At 63.8% G+C, this 18,570-nt stretch carries 26 protein-coding genes and 2 pseudogenes; 5 read left to right on the forward strand and 23 right to left on the reverse strand.

The window, feature by feature from the left end; all coding sequences use genetic code 11:
• Positions 1-130: 130 nt before the first annotated feature.
• The 5 genes and pseudogenes from FV229_RS04415 to FV229_RS27235 all read left to right on the forward strand — a co-directional run.
• Positions 131-643, forward strand: a pseudogene (locus FV229_RS04415) (transposase); the annotation flags it as partial.
• Between the two features lie 59 nt (positions 644-702).
• Positions 703-1,886 (forward strand): IS3 family transposase gene (locus tag FV229_RS04420; RefSeq protein WP_147750792.1). Its coding sequence is split into 2 segments (ribosomal slippage): positions 703-1,000 and positions 1,000-1,886, totalling 1,185 coding nucleotides; the frame shifts between segments, so codons are not numbered across the junction.
• 32 nt (positions 1,887-1,918) lie between these two features.
• A pseudogene (locus tag FV229_RS04425) lies at positions 1,919-2,260 on the forward strand (transposase); the annotation flags it as partial.
• A gap of 79 nt (positions 2,261-2,339) precedes the next feature.
• Positions 2,340-2,480: a hypothetical protein gene (locus FV229_RS27230; protein ID WP_187275052.1), complete on the forward strand. Its 141-nt coding sequence runs from the start codon at positions 2,340-2,342 to the stop codon at positions 2,478-2,480.
• 72 nt (positions 2,481-2,552) lie between these two features.
• Positions 2,553-2,750: a hypothetical protein gene (locus FV229_RS27235; RefSeq protein ID WP_187275053.1), complete on the forward strand. Its 198-nt coding sequence runs from the start codon at positions 2,553-2,555 to the stop codon at positions 2,748-2,750.
• A gap of 189 nt (positions 2,751-2,939) precedes the next feature.
• Here FV229_RS27235 and FV229_RS04435 read toward each other — a convergent pair whose 3' ends face one another.
• From FV229_RS04435 to FV229_RS04540, 23 genes are all read right to left on the reverse strand, one after another.
• Positions 2,940-4,151: a tyrosine-type recombinase/integrase gene (locus FV229_RS04435; RefSeq protein ID WP_147750793.1), complete on the reverse strand. Its 1,212-nt coding sequence runs from the start codon at positions 4,149-4,151 to the stop codon at positions 2,940-2,942.
• 100 nt (positions 4,152-4,251) lie between these two features.
• Complete coding sequence (locus FV229_RS04440; RefSeq protein ID WP_147750794.1) at positions 4,252-4,491, reverse strand: hypothetical protein; 240 nt, start codon at positions 4,489-4,491, stop codon at positions 4,252-4,254.
• Complete coding sequence (locus FV229_RS04445; protein ID WP_187275054.1) at positions 4,488-4,895, reverse strand: lytic transglycosylase domain-containing protein; 408 nt, start codon at positions 4,893-4,895, stop codon at positions 4,488-4,490. The genes FV229_RS04440 and FV229_RS04445 overlap by 4 nt, the downstream gene beginning before the upstream one ends.
• Positions 4,896-4,965: 70 nt before the next feature.
• Entirely contained in the window at positions 4,966-5,196 is a 231-nt protein-coding gene (locus tag FV229_RS04450) for a hypothetical protein (protein ID WP_147750796.1), read from the reverse strand.
• Complete coding sequence (locus tag FV229_RS04455; RefSeq protein ID WP_210246583.1) at positions 5,193-6,092, reverse strand: hypothetical protein; 900 nt, start codon at positions 6,090-6,092, stop codon at positions 5,193-5,195. The genes FV229_RS04450 and FV229_RS04455 overlap by 4 nt, the downstream gene beginning before the upstream one ends.
• Before the next feature lie 100 nt (positions 6,093-6,192).
• The gene (locus FV229_RS04460) at positions 6,193-6,528 is read right to left on the reverse strand and encodes a hypothetical protein (RefSeq protein WP_147750797.1); all 336 of its coding nucleotides are present in this window, start codon (positions 6,526-6,528) and stop codon (positions 6,193-6,195) included.
• A 99-nt stretch (positions 6,529-6,627) separates the two neighbouring features.
• Entirely contained in the window at positions 6,628-7,323 is a 696-nt protein-coding gene (locus FV229_RS04465; protein WP_147750798.1) for a TerC family protein, read from the reverse strand.
• A 9-nt stretch (positions 7,324-7,332) separates the two neighbouring features.
• Entirely contained in the window at positions 7,333-7,506 is a 174-nt protein-coding gene (locus FV229_RS27240) for a hypothetical protein (protein ID WP_187275055.1), read from the reverse strand.
• Between the two features lie 65 nt (positions 7,507-7,571).
• Complete coding sequence (locus FV229_RS04470) at positions 7,572-8,012, reverse strand: TerB family tellurite resistance protein (protein WP_246688048.1); 441 nt, start codon at positions 8,010-8,012, stop codon at positions 7,572-7,574.
• Between the two features lie 63 nt (positions 8,013-8,075).
• Positions 8,076-8,369, reverse strand: a complete 294-nt coding sequence (locus FV229_RS04475; RefSeq protein ID WP_147750799.1) for a hypothetical protein — start codon at positions 8,367-8,369, stop codon at positions 8,076-8,078.
• Between the two features lie 92 nt (positions 8,370-8,461).
• Entirely contained in the window at positions 8,462-8,647 is a 186-nt protein-coding gene (locus FV229_RS04480) for a hypothetical protein (RefSeq protein WP_147750800.1), read from the reverse strand.
• Positions 8,613-9,128 (reverse strand): hypothetical protein, encoded by a 516-nt coding sequence (locus tag FV229_RS04485; protein ID WP_147750801.1) that lies wholly within the window; start codon positions 9,126-9,128, stop codon positions 8,613-8,615. The genes FV229_RS04480 and FV229_RS04485 overlap by 35 nt, the downstream gene beginning before the upstream one ends.
• Before the next feature lie 35 nt (positions 9,129-9,163).
• A complete protein-coding gene (locus tag FV229_RS04490; protein WP_147750802.1) occupies positions 9,164-9,430 on the reverse strand; it encodes a GapR family DNA-binding domain-containing protein in 267 nt (88 codons plus the stop codon).
• A 9-nt stretch (positions 9,431-9,439) separates the two neighbouring features.
• Positions 9,440-9,640: a hypothetical protein gene (locus FV229_RS04495; RefSeq protein WP_147750803.1), complete on the reverse strand. Its 201-nt coding sequence runs from the start codon at positions 9,638-9,640 to the stop codon at positions 9,440-9,442.
• A gap of 142 nt (positions 9,641-9,782) precedes the next feature.
• A complete protein-coding gene (locus FV229_RS04500) occupies positions 9,783-10,295 on the reverse strand; it encodes a hypothetical protein (protein ID WP_147750804.1) in 513 nt (170 codons plus the stop codon).
• Positions 10,296-10,319: 24 nt separating this feature from the next.
• Entirely contained in the window at positions 10,320-11,276 is a 957-nt protein-coding gene (locus FV229_RS04505; protein ID WP_147750805.1) for a hypothetical protein, read from the reverse strand.
• Positions 11,277-11,376: 100 nt separating this feature from the next.
• Positions 11,377-14,820: an adenosylcobalamin-dependent ribonucleoside-diphosphate reductase gene (locus FV229_RS04510; protein ID WP_147750806.1), complete on the reverse strand. Its 3,444-nt coding sequence runs from the start codon at positions 14,818-14,820 to the stop codon at positions 11,377-11,379.
• Positions 14,821-14,886: 66 nt separating this feature from the next.
• A complete protein-coding gene (locus FV229_RS04515) occupies positions 14,887-15,108 on the reverse strand; it encodes a hypothetical protein (protein ID WP_147750807.1) in 222 nt (73 codons plus the stop codon).
• Between the two features lie 7 nt (positions 15,109-15,115).
• Positions 15,116-15,541 (reverse strand): hypothetical protein, encoded by a 426-nt coding sequence (locus tag FV229_RS04520; RefSeq protein WP_147750808.1) that lies wholly within the window; start codon positions 15,539-15,541, stop codon positions 15,116-15,118.
• A gap of 123 nt (positions 15,542-15,664) precedes the next feature.
• Complete coding sequence (locus tag FV229_RS04525; RefSeq protein ID WP_147750809.1) at positions 15,665-16,225, reverse strand: hypothetical protein; 561 nt, start codon at positions 16,223-16,225, stop codon at positions 15,665-15,667.
• Positions 16,226-16,276: 51 nt separating this feature from the next.
• The gene (locus FV229_RS04530; RefSeq protein WP_147750810.1) at positions 16,277-16,714 is read right to left on the reverse strand and encodes a hypothetical protein; all 438 of its coding nucleotides are present in this window, start codon (positions 16,712-16,714) and stop codon (positions 16,277-16,279) included.
• A 12-nt stretch (positions 16,715-16,726) separates the two neighbouring features.
• Entirely contained in the window at positions 16,727-17,104 is a 378-nt protein-coding gene (locus FV229_RS04535; RefSeq protein WP_147750811.1) for a hypothetical protein, read from the reverse strand.
• 44 nt (positions 17,105-17,148) lie between these two features.
• Positions 17,149-18,564: an RtcB family protein gene (locus tag FV229_RS04540; RefSeq protein ID WP_187275057.1), complete on the reverse strand. Its 1,416-nt coding sequence runs from the start codon at positions 18,562-18,564 to the stop codon at positions 17,149-17,151.
• Between the last annotated feature and the right edge of the window lie 6 nt (positions 18,565-18,570).

Raw genomic sequence — 18,570 nt, forward strand, 5'->3', positions numbered from 1 at the left:
TTCATGCCAGCCTTCTCCGCTTGGCCGGCTGCGCTCGCCAGACCAGCTCCGCCGGCCAAGCTACCCGTGGCGGAGCGGCCCACCGTGCACTAACTTTACCCTTGGACCACCTCGTGGGGGCCGATCAGTCGGATTTGCCGGCACCGCGAAGCAGGTGCGTCGCTGGTTATCCGAGCGGCGCGCAGGCTCGGCCGGAACGACCATCCGGTCGTCGCCAGCACCGGCTGACATCCGTGTTGCGATCTCCACCGCATCACCCCTGGCCTCATCCAAGCAACTGTCCTGGTATCTCTTGCGTGAGCCCGAAGACCTCGCCCCCGAGGCAGCCGCGGTCGTCGCGCGTGTCCTGCAGGATCCCGAGGCGGCCAAGGTCGTCGATCTCGGTCGCCGCTTCTGCCGGATCGTCCGGAGCCGCTGTCATACGCCGCCATCGGGAAGATCGGATGTCACGGCGTTCGATGAATGGCTGGGCGACGCCCAAAACTGCGGCGTCCGCATCGTCGAGAACTTCGCTGCCAGCCTCGGTCAGGACGGAGACGCCGTTCGGTCCGCGCTGACACTCCCTTGGAGCAGTGGACAGGCTGAAGGGCAGATCACGCGTCTCAAGCTCTTGAAGCGCGCCATGTACGGCCGCGCCATCTGATCCTCCCCCGGTTCCACGGACACCTCTGATACGCTCCTTGCGGGCGGGGAAGGTGTTTGATGGCCAAGACGAGACGCGAGTTCACCCCAGAGTTCAAACGCGAGGCGGTAGCGCTGCTGGAGAGCAGCGGCCGCCCGCAGATGCAGATCGCGGCCGAACTCGGGATCCAACCCTCGATGCTGAGGCAGTGGCGCACGGGGCTGATGGGTGGCTCCCTGCCGCCGCGGGCAGCAGGTTCACCAGGCGCCGCATCCGCGAGCCCGGTGGCTTCCCCCTCCGACCAAGCGGCCGAGATCGCCCGTCTGCGGCGTGAACTCGACCGGACGCGCATGGAGCGCGACGTCCTAAAAAAAGCGATCGGCATCTTCGCGGAGATGCCCAAGTGACGTTCGCCTTCATCGAGCAGCATGCGAGCACCTGGCCGGTGCGTCTCATGTGCCGCGTGCTCGAAGTCTCTCACAGCGGCGACTACGACTGGCGATCCCGTCCCGAGAGTGCGAGGTCGGCGTCCAACCGTCGCCTTCTCGACGACGTCCGCCGAATCCATGTCGGGCATCAGAAGCGCTACGGCTCGCCTCGGGTCCATGCCGTCCTGTGCGCAGAGGGGCGAACGACCAGTCGTGGGCGGGTGGAGCGCCTGATGCGCCGTCATGGCATCCGAGCCCTGGCAGGACGTCGATACCGGCCCTGCACGACCGACAGCCGTCACGATCTGCCGATCGCGCCCAACCTCCTGAAGCAGCAGTTCTCGGCCGCGCTACCCAACACGGTCTGGCTGGCGGACATCACCTACCTGCCGACCGGAGAGGGCTGGCTTTACCTGGCCGCCGTCCTCGATCTCGCCACCCGCAAGATCGTCGGCTGGTCCATGCGCGAGCACATGCGGACCGAGCTGACCTCGGCCGCCCTGATGATGGCCACCCAACGGCAGCGACCGGGGGCCGGCCTCATCTGTCACTCGGATCGCGGCAGCCAGTACGCCGCCGAGGCCTACAGAGCGCAGCTCGCCGACATGAAGGCGACGCCCTCCATGAGCCGGACAGGCTGCTGCTACGATAACGCCCCGATGGAGAGCTTCTTCCACACGCTCAAGGTCGAACTCGTCCACCAGAGACGATGGGCGACCCGGGACGAGGCCCGACGCGACTTGTTCGCCTACATCGAGGGCTACTACAATCGGCAGCGCATCCACTCGGCCCTCGGATACATCACACCCGAGCAAGCCGAACGGAACGCGAGCTAAACCCCGTGTCCGTGGAACCGGGGGAGGATCACGAAGCGATGGCTCTGCACCTCGAAGAGATCGCCCAGGCTGTCGCCCCCGGCGCGCATGCCGTCCTGCGGCTCGATCAAGCCGGCTGGCACACGACCACGAAGCTCGCTGTGCCCGCCAACATCACGCTGCTGCCGCTGCCCGCCCGCTCCCCCGAACTCAACCCCGAACTCAGCCCCGTGAAGAACCTGTGGCAGTTCATGCGTGACGACTGGCTCGGCAACCGCGTCTTCACATCCTACGCCGACATCCTCGACCACTGCTGCGACGCCTGGAATACCCTCATCGACCGCCCCTGGCGCATCATGTCGATCGGACTGCGCGCCTGGGCCCATGAGTTCTAATCAGTGAGGATTGGTATAACTTTACCCTTGGACCACCTCGTGGGGACCGATCACGGCCTACGACGGCAAAGCGATTCGGTTGCGGCAGAGCAAGACGAAGGTCCGGGTGGTGATTCCGGTCAGCGCCATCCTGAAGGCGGCCCTCGACGCGACGCCGCGGCACAGCCCAATCATCGTGCTGAACTCGGAAGGCCGTCCCTGGACCAGCGATGGATTCTAGTCGTCCTGGGGAAAGGCGGCCAGGAAGGTCGGAATCCAAGGCGTCACCTTCCACGACCTGCGCGGGACTGCCGTGACGCGATTGGCGCTGGCCGGTTGCACAGTGCCGGAAATCGCGACGCTGACCGGCCACAGCCTGTCGGATGTGCGCTCGATCCTCGACGCTCACTACTTCAACCGGGATCCGAAGCTCGCGCTCGCCGCGATCGAAAAGCTCGAAAGGAGAACACATTCTCCCGACCAAGCACCCGACCGTGCCGTTACGTTCTAGCGGCTAATTCGAAAAAGTTGAGTGTTACCAAGTGGCTGGGGGACCTGGATTCGAACCAGGACCAGAGGAGTCAGAGGCCTCTGTTGATCCCAATGATTTCAATGACTTAGGTCGAAAAAATGTGTCTGGGTGTCCACTGAACCTAAAGGGCTTTTTCCGCAAATGAGCTGGGAAATCAGCCCCTGTTATTCACGCCAACTCGGGCTCGGCCGTTTGCTTGGAACGACCTTTGCCCGATCCATGGAGATCCGCAAGCACTTTTGCATTCGAGCGCTTCATGTCGGCGGTGCGATGGTACGTCGGCGTAGCGTATGTGGTGCGCTGACCCAGGATGTCGGCGATCTCCCGATCGGTCTTTCCGATCTCACGAAGGTCGGTCGCAACCGAGTGTCGAAGGCCGTGAGCCGTGAGGCCCGGCTTCACCTTGCCGGCCAGCTCCAGCCTCGCGCGCAGCTTTCGGAACGAGGCGTTCCAGCCGCCTTCGGTCCAGGGACCATCGGTCGACACGAACATGAACTTCGGATGCGGAAGGCGCTGATCGAGGATCTCGGCCAGCGGCTCGGGGCAGGGCACCGTGACCTCGACGTCGCCCTTGCCGGTGACGAAGGAGATCATGCCATCCTCGTAGGATGAGTTCTCCATCCGCCGGACATCGCCCAGGCGGGCGCCGAGGTAGCGCATGAAGGCGAGAGGGGCCTTGAGCTGGATCGGAGCGGCTTCCAGCATCGCCTCGCGCTCTGCGGACGTCCAAGGCCGGTTGCGATGGCGCTCACCGGTCGGCTTGCGGATCTTGTCCACCGACGTCGCCGGGTTGATAGTGGTGAGCCCCAGGCCCTTGCCGACGTTGAACACGCGCGAGATCACCTGGACGACGTAGTTGGCGAACCGGCGCTTGTGCTCGTCGAAGGCTCGATTGCGCAGGCCGGTCACGAGGGCCGAGTCCATGCGCGCCGTCGGCATCGGCCGGAGGCGATGGCACCAGACCATGACGCGCTCGTAGTCCTCCTTCGTCACCGGCTTCAGGTTCTTGAACTCGGGCGTCTTGCGGTACTCGTCGAAGAGGTGACCGAGCGTGCCGCGAACCGAAGCCTTCGCCTTGTGGGCCTGATCGATCCTGTCGAACTCCAGAGCGAACTCTGCCGTGCCAAACGGCGCCAGGATCCTGATCCCGCTCTTGCGATGGTAGTTGTAGGTCACGCCGTCGCGCTTGTCGTGGAAGCGCTTCAGGCCTGCGATCTTCATCATCCGTCCATCTCCTTCAGCCAGTCCTTCTGGAAGGGATCGGATGCGACCCTCCCGCTGAGGAGGTCGATCCACCCGTTGAGCTGCACAACATCGTAGCGGTGCAGCCTTCGATCGTCGCGCCCAGGTGGCGCGAGAGAGATTGCCGGTATCGGGCATGTCCGCTCGAACACCTGGGCGGTCACGCCACAGTAGGACGCCGATTCCGCAAGCGTCAGCAGCCGACGAGCCGGCAGATTGAGTACAGCTTGGGCGCCCATCAGCCCCACCCCGTCACGTCGCCGCCGGCCGACGCCAGCACATCGTAGCCGGTGTCGGTGATGCGGAAGTCCGTCAGGAAGCGGACCGGATCGGCTTCGAGCCAACCCCGGCCGACGAGCCACTTCACAGCTCGGTGGCTTGCTGCATCCTGCGCTTCCGCTGGGATCGCCATCCACTCCCGGCTCTTGAACAGCCGGAGGACTTCGATGCGGTGTTCGGCGGCGTTGGTGGCCATCATCGCTTCCGTGAAAGACCGAGGACGCGGCGCCCGTATGCGCTGCACCGTCCTCGTGGGTTGCTGCCTTGGTTGAAGGCGGTTGCCGCTGCGCACCAGTTGCCATGGGCAGATGCGAGGGCTCGGCGAAGGACGCGCATGCCGGCTTCGATGCCGGTTGCGCAGCTGTGAAGGTTTCCGCCGACACCGACGCCACGGGCCGTCTGTGGCTTCACCTGCATGATCCCGCGAGCACCACCACCGGTGACATTGCAGCGGTAGCGGCTCTCCACCATCACCACGCCATGGGCGAGGGCAGGGGGAACGCCATGCGAGATCGCAGAGCGGGCAACAGCGGCTTCGAGGCCGTCGGCTTTGGCTTGGCTCACCGCCAGGAGGGCGATGAGGGCGAGGGTCAATTTCTTCATTTGCATTCCCCTGGTTGGGTTTCCAAAACCAGGGTTTGCATTATGAATTCGGTTTTTGCATGACTGCAAGTCAGGCGGCAGATTTCGCCTTCGCCTCGCAGCCGCAGGTGGTCACTTCGCGCCACCCGGCGATGTCGTCGAGGATCGGTCGGCCGGACCACTCGTGAACCCAGACGCCCCGGTGCTCACACCACCGAGCCAGCTGGATCTTCCAGGAGTTTCCGTCCCACTTCTCCAGGAGCACCTCGACGAGCTTATTGCTCGGCGGGCGCCCGTTGTGCCGAAAGGTTTCGAGGATCATGCCGCCTCCAGGATGCACTCGTTGGGTAGGAGCTTCCGAAGCTGACGCCAGCCGATGAGGTTGCCGTGCTCGCGCGGTCTCAGCCACTGGACACTGCCGATGGATCGGATGGTGAAGGTGTCGTCCGGCGTCGCCTGGTGCTCGGTCGGGCTGGCGTGGATCGGCGCAGACCCAACGAGAAGGTCGTAGCGCTCGATCTCCTTCTCGACCGACCCGTTGCCGTCGAACGGAGCGTATGAGATGCGAGCGCAACGGGCGACCGACAGCTTCTTCAGGACGTCGAGCGGGTAGAGGTTGCGCTCGAAGTCCTTGACGTAGGGCAGGTGCCACTCGCCGGGCTTGACCTCGTAGGGCGTCGAGTAGTCCGACACACGCCGGACCTCACGGGCCACAACCTGGATGTGAGGCTCGGCCGCGTGGTGATCCCGGAGCGCCAGGAAGTTCGCCCACTCGGTCCCCGACACCAGGGAGTCGACGAACATCCACGGCTCCAGCAGCCGGTTGATGATCTGCTTCGCGTAGCCGGCCTGGTGGAAGCCCTCGGCGAGCTTCACCATCAGATCGCGGCCAATGAGCCAGGCCTTCTCGTTCTCCACCGGGAACTCATGCGGAAAGCCGAACACCGGCCCGACATCGACGCGCTCGCTGGTTTCGTTGTAGGCCTGCATGCCCTTCTGGGCGGCACCCCAGTGAAGGGGGATGAACGGCTCTTCCATGACCTCCTTGATCATGGTCTCGACCGGCACCGCGCGAGACGATCGCGTGTTCTTGGACAGCTGCCGGTGGGTGTTCAGTTCGGCCAGAATGATGCGCGGAAGGCGCATCTTGATCGTCCGCATCCTCTTGCCGCTCGGGCTGATGCTGTCGGCGATCATGCTTGCGCTGATGTGGTTCAAAGCTGGTCCTCCGACTGAAGCATGGCGTTGAGCATCCCGGCCGCGACGAACAGCGCGAAGGTGATGCTGGTGAATTCGCGGACAGCTTCGAGGGCCAGGCTCACTTGATCACCTTCAGGTACGAGGGCAGCTCGCGCTTGGCAGGCTGCTGCGGGACCGGAACCGGGGCCGACGCCATCCGCTTGGCCGGAAGCATCGGAACGCCCGTGGTCGGGCTGTTGCTGGCGATCGTCTCGTCGGGCGACAACAAGTCGTCGAGGACGCGCGGATGGGCGCGGCGTGTGATCTCGAAGACGCGGTCCTCGGGGTCGGTGACACGCTCGTCGATCACCAGCATGCGGACTTGCGAGCCCATGACGTGGAAGATCGGGGTGGTCTGGCCCTTCGCGAAGTGAGCGATGACCAAGGGGCCGGCGTGCTCTCGGATGTCGTTCATCTCGATTCCTCGTTGGTTTGCATTGGTAGCATGGTGGCAGCGTAGAATGCAAACGAAAAGGGCCACCCGAAGGTGGCCCAGTTCGCATGCTTGCAAGCCCTAGAAGTAGCGCTCGTAGTAGTCGTCTTCCTCTGCCTTACCCCAGGTCTTGGTGACCCAGGCGGTGCCGAGGACGATCAGGACGCCGACGGCGCCGGCCAGGATGTGGCCGAGGTGCTCGTTGTAGCCGCTCATCAGCTTCAGCAGCGGGTCGCCAGCGATGATGCCGCCGGCCGCCCAGCCGAGAACCGCAGCGCCGAACCACTTCAGGACGGGGAAGCGCTCGATCATCGCCGAGATGCCGACGCTGAATGCGATGACCATGGGGATGGAGATCAGCACGCCGAGGGCGAGAAGGACCATGTGTCCGTGGGCGAGGGCGGCGATGGCCAGGATGTTGTCGAGGCTCATGCCGACGTCTGCCAGGGTGATCATCGCCACGGCGCCCCAGAAGGTCGTGGCCGCCTTCTTCTCGTCCGTCACGTCGTCACCGTGGGTGAGTAGGCTGATGGCCACGTAGAGCAGGTACAGGCCCGCTGCGATGCTCAGTCCGTAGATCGACATGAGCCAGGTGGCGATGAACGCCAGGCCGATGCGGAGTCCGACAGCAGCAGCGGTGCCGAAGACGATGACCTTGCGCTGCTGTTCCTTGGGGAGTTGCCGGCTGACCATTGCGATGACGATCGCGTTGTCGCCGGAGAGAAGAAGGTCGACCCAGATGATGCCGAACAAGGCGGCGAAGAATGTCGCGTCCATGATGCCCTCTCAGTAGCCGGAGACGTCGCGGAAACCGCGCACGATGGTGCCGAGCCAGCGGCCGTAGCCCTCCGGCCAGAAGAATGCGTAGAGGAAGAAGATCAGGCCGCCCGTGAAAGGCACGACTGTTCGCGCCTGCAACGTGTTGGTGATCTGGACTGCTTTCGATGCGATGTCCGTCATGGGATCCTCGATGTGAGAAGGGCGGCCCGAAGGCCGCCCCAGGAAGGTTCAGAGGGTGAGGGCGGTCAGCCCATCAGCGCCACGCCGTCGACCCCGAGCAGCTCGGCGCCCTTCATCAGCACCTTCTTCTCGTCGTCGCCGATGTCGCCGACGTCAGCGACGTCCACGCCGATCAGGAACACGTCCTCGCGGTCCTTCAGGTCGCGTGCCTGCATCGCCTCGATGAAGCGCTGGTTCTGCATCCGGCCGGACCGGGTCTCGCCGCGATCGAGCGCCTCGTTGATGGCCTTCTCGACCTCGAACGGCTGGTAGCTGGCCTTGATGATCGGGTTGGCCGAGATCACCTGCTTGGACTTCTTGATCTCCTTCTCCTCGACCTCGCCGTCGGCCCAGGTGACGTTGGCGGCGAGCGATGCGGCGGCAGCTAGGAACTCCTTGTCGCCAGCGTAGGTACGGATGGCCCGACCGGTGTCGCCCATCAGCTTCTCGAACATGCGTCCCAACATTTTCACTCCTGATTGATGCGACCGCTCATCCGGTCGCGAATTGCATACCTGCAAGCGCTGGGATCAGCGCTTGATCTTGCAGCCGGCGTTGCCCTTGTAGGAGCAGAGGATCTCCGTCATCTCCAGACGTCGACCCTGGTTCTCGACGCCGCCCGGAACCTGCGCGGTGCAGGACACGTAGCCGTCGCCGTCGGAGTCGGTGCCCGAGCAGCTGAGGAACTTGCCGCCCACCGAGTTGGCGAACTGCAGGCCGCCGTAGTTGGCGGTGTCCTTCTGCTTCGAGTCGAGTTCGGTCTTGCAGGCGCCGAGCGCCAGAGCCATGCCGACGACAGCGCCGACGGTCAGAAACTTGGTCATTGGATTTCTCCGGGGTGGCGGCAGACCCTCATCCGATCCGCCGTTGATTTGCATTAGCATCGCATTTGCATGCGTGCAAGCGAAAAGTTGAACTATCTGCGGCGACCTCGGCCGGTCAGACGGTTGAACAGGTTGATGAACTTCCACATGCCCATGCCCATCAGGCCGAGCACGGCGATCAGGCCGATGAACTGCAGGATGTCGGGGGTGCGTGCGATGAATGCCCAGATCATGTGATGCTCCTCAATCCGCGCCGCCACCGCCACCGCCGTCGCCACCGCCGGATCCTCCATCGGAGTAGCCGCCGTTGTCGTGGCTGGTGTGCGAGTGGCTGTGGCTGACCTCAGCCGCCGGCTTCGACGTGTGGCCGTAGTCGTAGGAGTGATCCTGGTGACGCGGCGGCGTGGGCTCGTGGTGCCGATCGTGACCGCCCGAGCTGTAGGTCTTGCTCGGGATGTTGTCGGCGTTCTGCATCAGGTAGATGGCCGATGCAGGGTTCGAGGGGCTGACGGCCCACTCCTCTTCCTCGCGACGTCGGCGGGCGCGATCCTCCTCGTCGCGCTGCCGGCGGCGAGTGGCGGCTTCCTCGGACCGACGCCGGTAAGCCAGGTCGCGGAGCCGCTGCTCCTCGCTCTGGTCGGCGTAGAGCAGGCGAACCTGCTCGATCGGCATCGACTTGAGGTCGGCGTTGGTCTTCAGCTTCGAGCGCTCGGTCTGCGCTTCGCGTCGCTCCTTGCGACGTCGTAACCAGTCGAACATGAAATCCTCCTATGCGGTTTGCATGCTTGCAGGCGTCAGAGGCCGACGGCCTGCTTGTAGAGTTCGAGGATGGCCTCCTCTTCGAGCCGCTGGTCGCGCTCCATCTTGCGCAGCCGGAGGATGGCGGTGAAGGCCTTGAGGTCGAAGCCCCGGCCCTTCAGCTCGTTGCGGAGATCCTTCATGGCACCGCGAGCGTCGTCGATCTCTTCCTGCACGCTCTCGGCGCGCTCGCAGAAGGTGACCAGCTCTGCGCCGGAGACGCTCGACTCGTTGTCGACCAATTCGGGGGTTTCGTCGGACATGGTGGATCCTCAGTGGCGGTTGCGGGGGAAGCAGCGATAACCGTCGATCCGTTCGCCCTCCCAGAGGGGCGCCTTCTCGGCGATCACTTCCTGGGCCTTCATGAAGCAGGCCTGGGGCGTGATGTTGTGGAGCGTGATCAGCTCCTCGCGGCAGTGGTCCTGGAACTGACTGCCGGCCAGTGCGAAGCAGACGTAGACGACGAGGTTCATCGGCGCCTCACGTCTTCCAAGACCGCTGCAGCGATCATGCAGATTGCGGAGGGGATCAGCAGAGCTGACCACCTGGGATCGGCGCTGATGTTCATCAGCATCGGGGCTGCGAGAGCGCCGGAGGCGAAGTACAGGGCGCCCATCAGAACGCCTTGCCGTTCGCCAGGAGCCGCGTCTCGACCTTGTGGTCCTCACGCACGGCGTTGAACGCCGCCTTCTCCGAGACCGCGCCCGGCAGATCGAGACCGTACTCGGCGGCCATCTCTGCGATCGAGCGAAGCACCATGGCGAAGGCCACGGCCTGTCGGGGAAGGGCAAGGATGAGCGCCAGAGCGGCGCCGGCTTCCTCGCTGAGACCCAGGGCTCCGGTGGTGTCAGTCACCCGAAGCACCGCGTCTGCCAGCTCGACCTCGACGCCGCCACGGTGGGTCAGCTTGTCGTCCATCAGGTTCTTGCGGTTCGCCTCCAGCGCCTCCGAAAGCTCGGAGTGGATGAGGGCGATCTTCTCGCTGATGATGGTCTTGGTCGGCAGCAGCGGCTCGCCGGTCACGATGTTGGTGTGCCATCCGGCCTTCACCATCGCACCGTGGCTCTGCTCGACCAGGACGCGCACCGCGTTTGCGATGGCATCGTAGTCCGGTTTGAATTCTTGCAAGTCAGACTGCATTCGATCCTCGCTCTATGGAATGAGATCAGGTATGACGCCAGTAACGGCCGTCCGCTTGGCGGTTGTGCTGAGCTTCTTGTGGTTCCAAGCGCGGACTACAAGCTCAAGGTACTCGTTGTATTCGTTGCGCTTCTTCTTGTTCTCCTGCATGAGCCGAGCGCGAAGGATGAAGATCGGATCCGACGAGGAAAGGTACTCTCCAGTCAGGAGAGATTTCATGAACTTCTCGACCTCGGGCTGGGTGCTCTTCTCGGCGATGATGTAGAAGATCGCTCCCATCACAGTCGGAGGCATCAGCAGCTTCGCGGAAGTAGAGTCGATTTGATCCATCACAAACCGAAGTGCATCCACGTTCTTGATCGTAAAGTCGCTGACCTTCTCTCTGTCAGGCGTTATGTTGTTAGACGGGAACCGGTCCTTCGCCTTGTACTGTAGAATGAGCGATGAAACCGACTTGAAGTTTGGCGGCACGTTGACATCGTGCATCTTGATAAGGTCTCCAGATGTCCTGGCGGCCTGCGCAGAGTCGACAGTCATACGGGTTTCGCGCTTGTATCCGAACGCAACATTTGCCGTGACAGACTTGCCGCTCTCAGAGATGGCAGTCAGTCTGTTTTGACCGTCGTTCAGCTTTCCATCATCGGATACGATGACTGTTTCGCCGTTCAGCCCCCACAATCCCGAGGCTATCGATTCCTTGATCGCCTTGATGATCGAGTTCTTCTTGGTGCGGTTCGACTCGTTGTTTGCCAGCAGCCAATCCGCGATCTCCTTCGTGATCGTGATTTCGCGGGTGAAGCGGTAAATCTTCCCGATCTCGACGATCGTGAGGAAGGTTGCAAGTGAGGGTTTCGCTTGATGCTTGTAGACCTCGCTGCTGATGAAGATTTCAGTCGGCGGCAAATTCAGCGCCAACCGCTTGATCTCACTCGGGGAAGTGGGGATGCGAACCTTGGAAAAAGTTGACATGGCGTTCTCCGAAGAACTGGGTCACAGGATACGATGCAATTTGCATGCTTGCAAGTGATTTCGGCCCCTCACTCCGAAAAATGAGGGGCCGTCTCAGCGACTACGAACAGCCGGTCGTGCTGCCGCAGCTGTCGCACTTCATGCAGGTGCCGTTGCGGACCAGCGTGAAGTTGGAGCACTCGGGGCAGGCGTCACCCGAGTATCCCCGTAAACGAGCCTCCGCTCGCTTGTCGGCCACCGCAGCGACGGCCGGCGTGGCGACTGGCGCAGCCTCTTCGACGACACCACCCACCGACTCGGGGGATGCCTGCTCCTCGACCTTGCCGACCGTGGTGCTCGACGCCTCGGGGGTGACGTGCGCCAGGTCGTTGCGGCCCAGGTAGGTGATCGCCAGGTCGCGGAACACGAAGTCGAGCACCGAGGTCGCCGACTTCACCCGATCGTGCCCCTGGACCATGCCGGAGGGCTCGAAGCGGAAGAAGGTGAAGGCCTCGACGAACTCTTCGAGCGGCACGCCGTACTGCAGGCCGACCGAGATCGAGATGGCCAGGGCGTTCATCACCGACCGGAAGGCTGCGCCCTCCTTGTGCATGTCGATGAAGATCTCGCCCAGGCGGCCATCGGGGTACTCGCCCGTCTTGACGTAGAGCTTGTGCCCGCCGACCACCGCCTTCTGGGTGTAGCCGGTGCGGCGGTTCGGCAGCTTCTCACGCTCCCGGATCCGCTTCTCGATGACCTTGACCACCTCCTGCACCTGGACCGTGGCCGATGCTGTGGCGATGGCCGGAACGTCGACCTCGTCGGACAGCAGAGCCGAGTTCAGCGGCTGGGAGAGCTTCGAGCCGTCGCGGTAGATCGCGTTGGCCTTCAGAGCCAGCTTCCACGACTTCAGGTAGGCCCGCTTCACATCCTCGACCGACGAGCGGTTGGGCATGTTGATCGTCTTCGAGATCGCACCGGAGATGAACGGCTGAACCGCCGCCAGCATGTCGATGTGACCGTCGACCACGATCTCGCGGGTTCCCTTCACGCCGCACTTCGAAGCGCAGTCGAACACGGCGTAGTGCTCCTGCTTCAGGTGCGGTGCGCCTTCCAGCGTACCGGTGCCGAGGGTGAACTCGTTCTCGGCCTCGATCTGCTCCTTCGTGAACCCCATGGACGTCCAGTCCGCGAGGTACTTCAGGTGGAAGGCGCCGGGGATCGAGTTGGCGATCCCAGCGTACTCCTCCTTCGACAGAGTCTCGCTGATGGCCGGCGAGAGCATCTGCGAGCCGGTGGCGTAGGCGACCACGTCGGCGATCTCGTTCGCCGTGTAGCCGAGGGCACGCAGGGCATCGGGAACGCCCTGGGTGATCATGCGGAAGCTGCCGCCGCCAGCGAGGTTCTTGAACTTCACCAGCGAGAAGTCCGGCTCGATCCCCGTGGTGTCGCAGTCCATCACGATGCCGATCGTGCCGGTGGGCGCGATCACCGTCGTCTGGGCGTTGCGGAACCCGTGCTTCTCGCCTTCATCGTAGGCCCTGTACCAGGCTCCGCGAGCAGCGTAGGCGATCTTCGACGAGACCGTCATGTCCGAGAGCGGCACCGGGGCGATCGACAGCCCGTTGTACGCACTGAGATCCGAGTGACCATCGGCAGCGGTCCGGTGGTTGGCGATCACCCGCAGCATCGACTTGGCGTTCGCCGGGTACTCCGGGAATGCCCCGAGTTCACGGGCCATCTCGGCCGACGTCTCGTAGGAGTGGCCGGTCATCAGCGCAGCCAGGGAGGCGGCGACCGAACGACCTTCTGCCGAGTCGTAGGGCAGGCCCATCTTCATGAGCAGCCCGCCGATGTTGGCGTAGCCGAGACCCAGCGTGCGGTAGTCCCACGACAGCTTGGCGATCTGCGGCGAGGGGAACTGCGCCATGGTCACCGAGATGTCGAGCACGGCGGTCCAGATGCGAACCGTGTGCTTGAAGCCCGCAACGTGGAAGCCCTTGATCGGGTCGTGGAACTTCACGAGGTTGATCGAGGCCAGGTTGCACGCCGTGTCGTCGAGGAAGAGGTACTCCGAGCACGGGTTGGACGCCCGGATCCGACCGCCGGCCGGGCAGGTGTGCCACTCGTTGATCGTGGTGCTGAAGTGCAGGCCGGGGTCAGCCGACTGCCAGGCAGCGTCCGCGATCTTCTCCCAGAGATCCGCAGCCAGAACCGAGCGAACGACCGTTCCGTCGGTGCGGGACACGAGGTTCCAGGTGTCGTTGTTCTCGACCGCCCGGAGGAAGTCGTCGGTCACCGACACGGTGTTGTTCGAGTTCTGGCCGGACACCGTCTCGTAAGCCGGGGACTGCCAGTCGATGTTGAACACCGGGAAGTCGATGTCGCGGTAGCCCTGCTCGACCATGTGCAGGACGCGCTGGATGTAGCTGTCCGGCACCATCGCGACGCGGGCGGCCGAGATCGCAGCGTGCAGCTCGGTGTTCACCGCCGGGTTGAGTAGCGACGGCGCATCCTCGGTCACGCCAGCCACCGACGCCAGGATCTGCTCCAGGTGGTGCTTGGTGATCTTGGACCCGGTCACCAGGGCGGCGACCTTCTGCTCTTCCTCGACCTTCCAGTCGATGAACGCCTCGACGTCGGGGTGATCGACATCGACGATGACCATCTTGGCCGCGCGCCGCGTCGTGCCGCCCGACTTGATCGCGCCGGCCGCCCGGTCGCCGATCTTGAGGAACGACATCATGCCGGAGGACGAACCGCCACCGGCCAGCTTCTCGCCGGCACCGCGCAGCGAGGAGAAGTTCGAGCCGGTGCCCGAGCCGTACTTGAACAGGCGTGCCTCGCGGACCCACAGGTCCATGATGCCGCCGTCGTTCACCAGGTCGTCGGCGACGGACTGGATGAAGCAGGCGTGCGGCTGCGGACGCTCGTAGGACGACTTCGACTCCACCACCTTGCCCTGCTCGGGGTCGAAGTAGTGGTGCCCCTGGGCCGGGCCGTCGATGCCGTAGGCCCAGTGCAGGCCGGTGTTGAACCACTGCGGCGAGTTCGGCGCCACCATCTGCATCGCCAGCATGTAGCGAAGCTCGTCGTAGAAGACGCGGGCGTTCTCTTCGGCGAGGCGTGCGGTGGCCTGCTCACCCCAGGCTTCCGATCCGAACTGCTCGATCGTCGGCTTGAAGTAGCCGCTCTTGAAAGCCCAGTACGTCCAGGTGCCGGCGAGGCGGTCGAACACCTGCTTGGCCGAGGTCTCGGGTCCGAAGGTCAGCGGCGGCTGGCCGAAGCTGCGAAGCCCCGTACCGATCGGCTCACGACGACGCAGCCAGTCCGGGACGCCGTCCTCGATCACGGGCATGCTGCGATCGGGAACGCCGGCCTTGCGGAAGTATTTCTGGGCGAGCACGTCGGCAGCAGTCTGCGACCAGCCCTGGGGAACCTCGACGCCCTCCATCAGGAACACCGACTTGCCGCCGGCAGTGCTGATCTTGCTCGTCGTCTTCCTGAAGGGGATCGAAGCGTAGGGCGACTGGCCTGCCTTCGTGTAGACTCTCTCGAACTTCACGTTGATCTTCTCCAGATTGGAAGGAACAGTTGAAAAAGGCCCCTGTGAAAGGGGCCTTGATCTCGATCAACCTTCGTCGAAGTTGATGACCTTGTAGTAGTGACCGCTTCGGGTCTTGAAGACGTTCTTCTCGGGCTCTTCCAGCACGTAGGTCGTGTGGATGTGCTCCCCGTCCGGCCAGCGCTCCAGCTTGTCGCCGATGACGTCGCCGGTCAGGAACCGACGGTCCTCGGTGCCGACGTTCCACTTGGCGTTGCGAAGGCTCGCGGTGATCTCGATCTTGTCCATGGCGTCCTCAGGCTGCGAGAGCGGGCTGGGCGGCTTCGATGTGCCGGGCGGCGCGGCGCTTGGCGGCACGCGCCAGCTCCTTCGCGCCACCGCCGGCCTTGCTGAAGGCCTTCATCTCCAGGGCGCCGTACCGGCCGTAGTCGACCAGCTCGGCGCGCTTGACCGGGACGAAGTTGACCGGCAGCTTGCGCAGATCGGTCACGAGCTTCTCGCGCTCGTCCTTGTCGGTCTCCAGGTTGATCCGCTCGATCAGCCCGTCGATCTTGGCGCGCAGCTCGGGTCCGACGCTGCGCTTGCCGTGAACGGCGGTGCCGAAGGGCATGTAGTGGTAGCGCGGGCGCTCCTTGCGCCTCTTCTCTTCGCGGTTGGACTGGCCGGCGACCATCACCATGGCCTTCACCAAGCCTTCGGTGATCTTGTTCCAGACACTCATGCTGCGATCTCCCTCAACTTACGCCGGACGCCCTGCCGAACGTAGTTATTCTGAAATACGGATCCGGGTGTTCCAGAGTAGATGACGTGATTCCAACGCCCTCGACTCTTGAACTCGACCCGCTTATGCTTGCCGCCGGTCGAGAACCTGAAGTCTTCGATCTCTTTGGACCTCACCAAACTTTCCAATTCGCGCTTTAGATCGCGACGCAGGTGCTGCACGTTTGCCTCCTGATGAGAATGGACGCTTCGGCCACCGACTTTTCTTCTTGTCGGGAGCGGCAACGACCTCTTCCTCATCACCCTTCGACAGGAGGCGACGCTGGAAAGCCTTGTGCTCTTCGGTGACGCGACGGAGTTTCGCGATCTCGGCTACATCCCCGTGGATCGCGTTCTTCTTGCTCTCACCCCGCCGACCAGTGGTCTTGGCGAGGTGGCAGTCCTTGTGCTTTGCGAAGAGCGCCTCGGGGTCGTTCGCCGGAGGGACGGTGTCCCGTGCTTCCAGGTCGAACGATCGCAACTGGAGGGCCGGCTCGTGATCGAACTGGGTCTCCTTCCACGTCCCGAGGCGCTCACCGCATGCGCTGCAACGACCTTCCTGCCTGATCACCACGTCGAACTTGACGCCGACGGGGATCTCCTTTCGGAAGCCCTTAGGCGGGGCATGGACCTCGTTTGCAGCCATGCCTCGTTGTATTTGCATGCTTGCACGGTGTCAACCATGCAAATGCAAATTTCATACCCGAGCGAGCTGGGCCTCTTCGAGATCGAGCCGGAGGGTCGCAAGCTCATCGACGGCGGTGTCGCGCTCCTCGACGAGTCGGGCGCTCTGGATCTCCAGGACCGCGACGCGACGGTTAGCATCACCGCCACAAAGAGCCTCTCTGCCGTAGAGGTGGACCACGTCTTCGACGTTCGGCTTGGCGATCATGCCGGTGAGCATGTTCCTGTGAACCGCGATCGGGTTGGCCAGGGCGGCCTCGATCGCTTCGACCTTCGACTCCATGTCCGCGATCCGCTCCACATCACTCTTGCCGAGGAAGTTCGAGAGGCTGCGGGCGAGATCGTGGGTCTCGGCCGTCATGTAGCTAAGGCCCATGCGCTTCTGGCGGGCATCCTGGCTCTGGACGTAGATCTCCTGCAACCAGGCCAAGATCTCTGCTTCGGTCTTCATGCTCGATCCTCTTCAGCGGTTGAAGCTCAGGATGCCGTCCTCGTGGCGCCAGAATTCGTTGGCCCAGCGCCATTCGAGCTTGCCGTCCTCGTTGGTGAAGTAGATGCCGGGCCAGCCCTCGGGGCGGGTCAGGTCGAGGTAGTCGTGCGGCCCACGGTGGCGGGACCGCTCGTCGCGAGACCCCATGCGCCCGACCACCATGCCCATGGCGATCACCTCGCGAGACATCGGACCCTTGAAGATCCGAAGGCTCTCACCGGGCATCGCGCGCCGGTACGGGTGGTCGTTGTCGAGGTGTACGAGGTAGTCCAGCCTCGGCGAGTTCGACCCGAACCGAAACCCCGGCGGGGGCTTCAGCGGGACTTCCGGGATCCGAGCCGGCGGTGGCATCAGATCGCCACCCATCAAGCGTCGGAACTTCTTGAACGGCCACATCATGCCGGGATCGCCTTGCGTGCGAGGAGCTTGGCTTGCCGAGCGACCTTCCAGGGAGCGTCCTTCTCCCAGTCGCCGGCCATGATCGAGCCGTAGGGGAGGATCTGATCCTCGACCTTGGCCAGGTCGTATTTCTCGATCTGCGACCGGACCGCCTTGGCGTTCTTGTAGGCAGACGGCAGCTCGGAGTGATCCGGGACACCGCAGTAGGAGCGAACGTCGAGACCGCCGGCTTGCAGCTCGGCCAGCTCGGTCTTCAGCGCATCGCCACCCTCACGCATGTGCTGCGTCCTGGAGGCGTTGCGGCCGGCGCCGTGCGGGGCGAACCCGAGCGAGCCCTTGTTGTCCCGGTGCGAGGTGACCAGGATCGGCTGGCTCATGTTCAGCGGGATCAGGGTGTAGCCGACGTCGTCGGGCGAGAAGCCCTTCCAGGACGGCGTCGCACCCTTGCCGTGGTAGTAGAGCCCGTCCGTCTTGCGGAAGACGAAGTTGTGCTCGTTCCAGAACCGGTCCGAGACGGCGTTCCCGAGCTTCTGGGAGGCCATGTCGTGGATCGCGTAGTGGCTGTCGCGGGTCCACTGCCGGACGAACTGCAGAGCGCTCCAGTAGGCGCGACCCTCGTCGGAGTCGGCCTCGATCCAGGCGTTGTGACCCGGAACCTTCGGAGCCTTGATCGCCGTGTGCCTCTTGGCCGCCGCGATGCCGCGCTTGTAGAGCTGGGCACCGAGACCGCGCGAGCCGTGGTGGGTGACGAGCGCCAGCTGCCCGGTCGATGCGAGCTTGCCGACATAGGCGAAGTGGTTGCCGTCACCCTGGGTGGCGAAGTGGAACTTTGCGAAGTCGCCGAGGCCCTTGAGGAAGGGGTTCTCGTCAGCCTCGGCCCAGTAGGCCGGGACCGCGACATCGGTCTTGCGCGGCGACTGCGGCGTGACCGGACCGAAGTGCGTCACCGCCTGCACCGCATCGAGCAGGCGCTTCGGATCATCCTCCCGCTTGAACAGCGACACCGCCATCGAGCAGCAGATGTCGGCCGAGTGGAAGCCGGGGTGGATCGCGTTCTTGGTCGCGACGACGCCGCCGACCGGGATCGTGCCGGCCTGCGAACCCGACGGGCAGGCATCCGGCATCACGGATCCGGCCAGGATCGTCGGAACCCGCATCAGGGCGTCCATGTGGGCGTTGACGCCAGCCAGATTGTCCCGCTCGGCCTGGGTCTCGGCATCGAGGAAGACGCCGTAGGGGATGTTGTTGGTCCGCATCGACAGCTCGGCCGGCACGAACTCCTGGATCTTCACGAAGATCGCATCGTCACCCACGCCTTCCTGGCGCATGCGATTGGCGGCTTCGATGGCGTTGGGGAACCAGCGACCCGGCTGGAAGCCCCATTCGATCAGCGTCTTGCCCGTGATTTGCATGCTTGC

Origin of the sequence: Methylobacterium sp. WL120 (genome assembly GCF_008039465.1) — a bacterium.
GTDB lineage: Bacteria > Pseudomonadota > Alphaproteobacteria > Rhizobiales > Beijerinckiaceae > Methylobacterium > Methylobacterium cerastii.

What these genes read in the sequence shown, in the direction of transcription:
- FV229_RS04435 (WP_147750793.1), bottom strand. Translation starts at nt 4,151, where the DNA reads ATGCCCGATACCGGCAATCTCTCTCGCGCCACCTGGGCGCGACGATCG.
- FV229_RS04440 (WP_147750794.1), bottom strand. Translation starts at nt 4,491, where the DNA reads ATGATGGCCACCAACGCCGCCGAACACCGCATCGAAGTCCTCCGGCTG.
- FV229_RS04445 (WP_187275054.1), bottom strand. Translation starts at nt 4,895, where the DNA reads ATGAAGAAATTGACCCTCGCCCTCATCGCCCTCCTGGCGGTGAGCCAA.
- FV229_RS04450 (WP_147750796.1), bottom strand. Translation starts at nt 5,196, where the DNA reads ATGATCCTCGAAACCTTTCGGCACAACGGGCGCCCGCCGAGCAATAAG.
- FV229_RS04460 (WP_147750797.1), bottom strand. Translation starts at nt 6,528, where the DNA reads ATGAACGACATCCGAGAGCACGCCGGCCCCTTGGTCATCGCTCACTTC.
- FV229_RS04465 (WP_147750798.1), bottom strand. Translation starts at nt 7,323, where the DNA reads ATGGACGCGACATTCTTCGCCGCCTTGTTCGGCATCATCTGGGTCGAC.
- FV229_RS27240 (WP_187275055.1), bottom strand. Translation starts at nt 7,506, where the DNA reads ATGACGGACATCGCATCGAAAGCAGTCCAGATCACCAACACGTTGCAG.
- FV229_RS04470 (WP_246688048.1), bottom strand. Translation starts at nt 8,012, where the DNA reads ATGTTGGGACGCATGTTCGAGAAGCTGATGGGCGACACCGGTCGGGCC.
- FV229_RS04475 (WP_147750799.1), bottom strand. Translation starts at nt 8,369, where the DNA reads ATGACCAAGTTTCTGACCGTCGGCGCTGTCGTCGGCATGGCTCTGGCG.
- FV229_RS04485 (WP_147750801.1), bottom strand. Translation starts at nt 9,128, where the DNA reads ATGTTCGACTGGTTACGACGTCGCAAGGAGCGACGCGAAGCGCAGACC.
- FV229_RS04490 (WP_147750802.1), bottom strand. Translation starts at nt 9,430, where the DNA reads ATGTCCGACGAAACCCCCGAATTGGTCGACAACGAGTCGAGCGTCTCC.
- FV229_RS04495 (WP_147750803.1), bottom strand. Translation starts at nt 9,640, where the DNA reads ATGAACCTCGTCGTCTACGTCTGCTTCGCACTGGCCGGCAGTCAGTTC.
- FV229_RS04505 (WP_147750805.1), bottom strand. Translation starts at nt 11,276, where the DNA reads ATGTCAACTTTTTCCAAGGTTCGCATCCCCACTTCCCCGAGTGAGATC.
- FV229_RS04515 (WP_147750807.1), bottom strand. Translation starts at nt 15,108, where the DNA reads ATGGACAAGATCGAGATCACCGCGAGCCTTCGCAACGCCAAGTGGAAC.
- FV229_RS04520 (WP_147750808.1), bottom strand. Translation starts at nt 15,541, where the DNA reads ATGAGTGTCTGGAACAAGATCACCGAAGGCTTGGTGAAGGCCATGGTG.
- FV229_RS04525 (WP_147750809.1), bottom strand. Translation starts at nt 16,225, where the DNA reads ATGGCTGCAAACGAGGTCCATGCCCCGCCTAAGGGCTTCCGAAAGGAG.
- FV229_RS04530 (WP_147750810.1), bottom strand. Translation starts at nt 16,714, where the DNA reads ATGAAGACCGAAGCAGAGATCTTGGCCTGGTTGCAGGAGATCTACGTC.
- FV229_RS04535 (WP_147750811.1), bottom strand. Translation starts at nt 17,104, where the DNA reads ATGCCACCGCCGGCTCGGATCCCGGAAGTCCCGCTGAAGCCCCCGCCG.
- FV229_RS04540 (WP_187275057.1), bottom strand. Translation starts at nt 18,564, where the DNA reads ATGCAAATCACGGGCAAGACGCTGATCGAATGGGGCTTCCAGCCGGGT.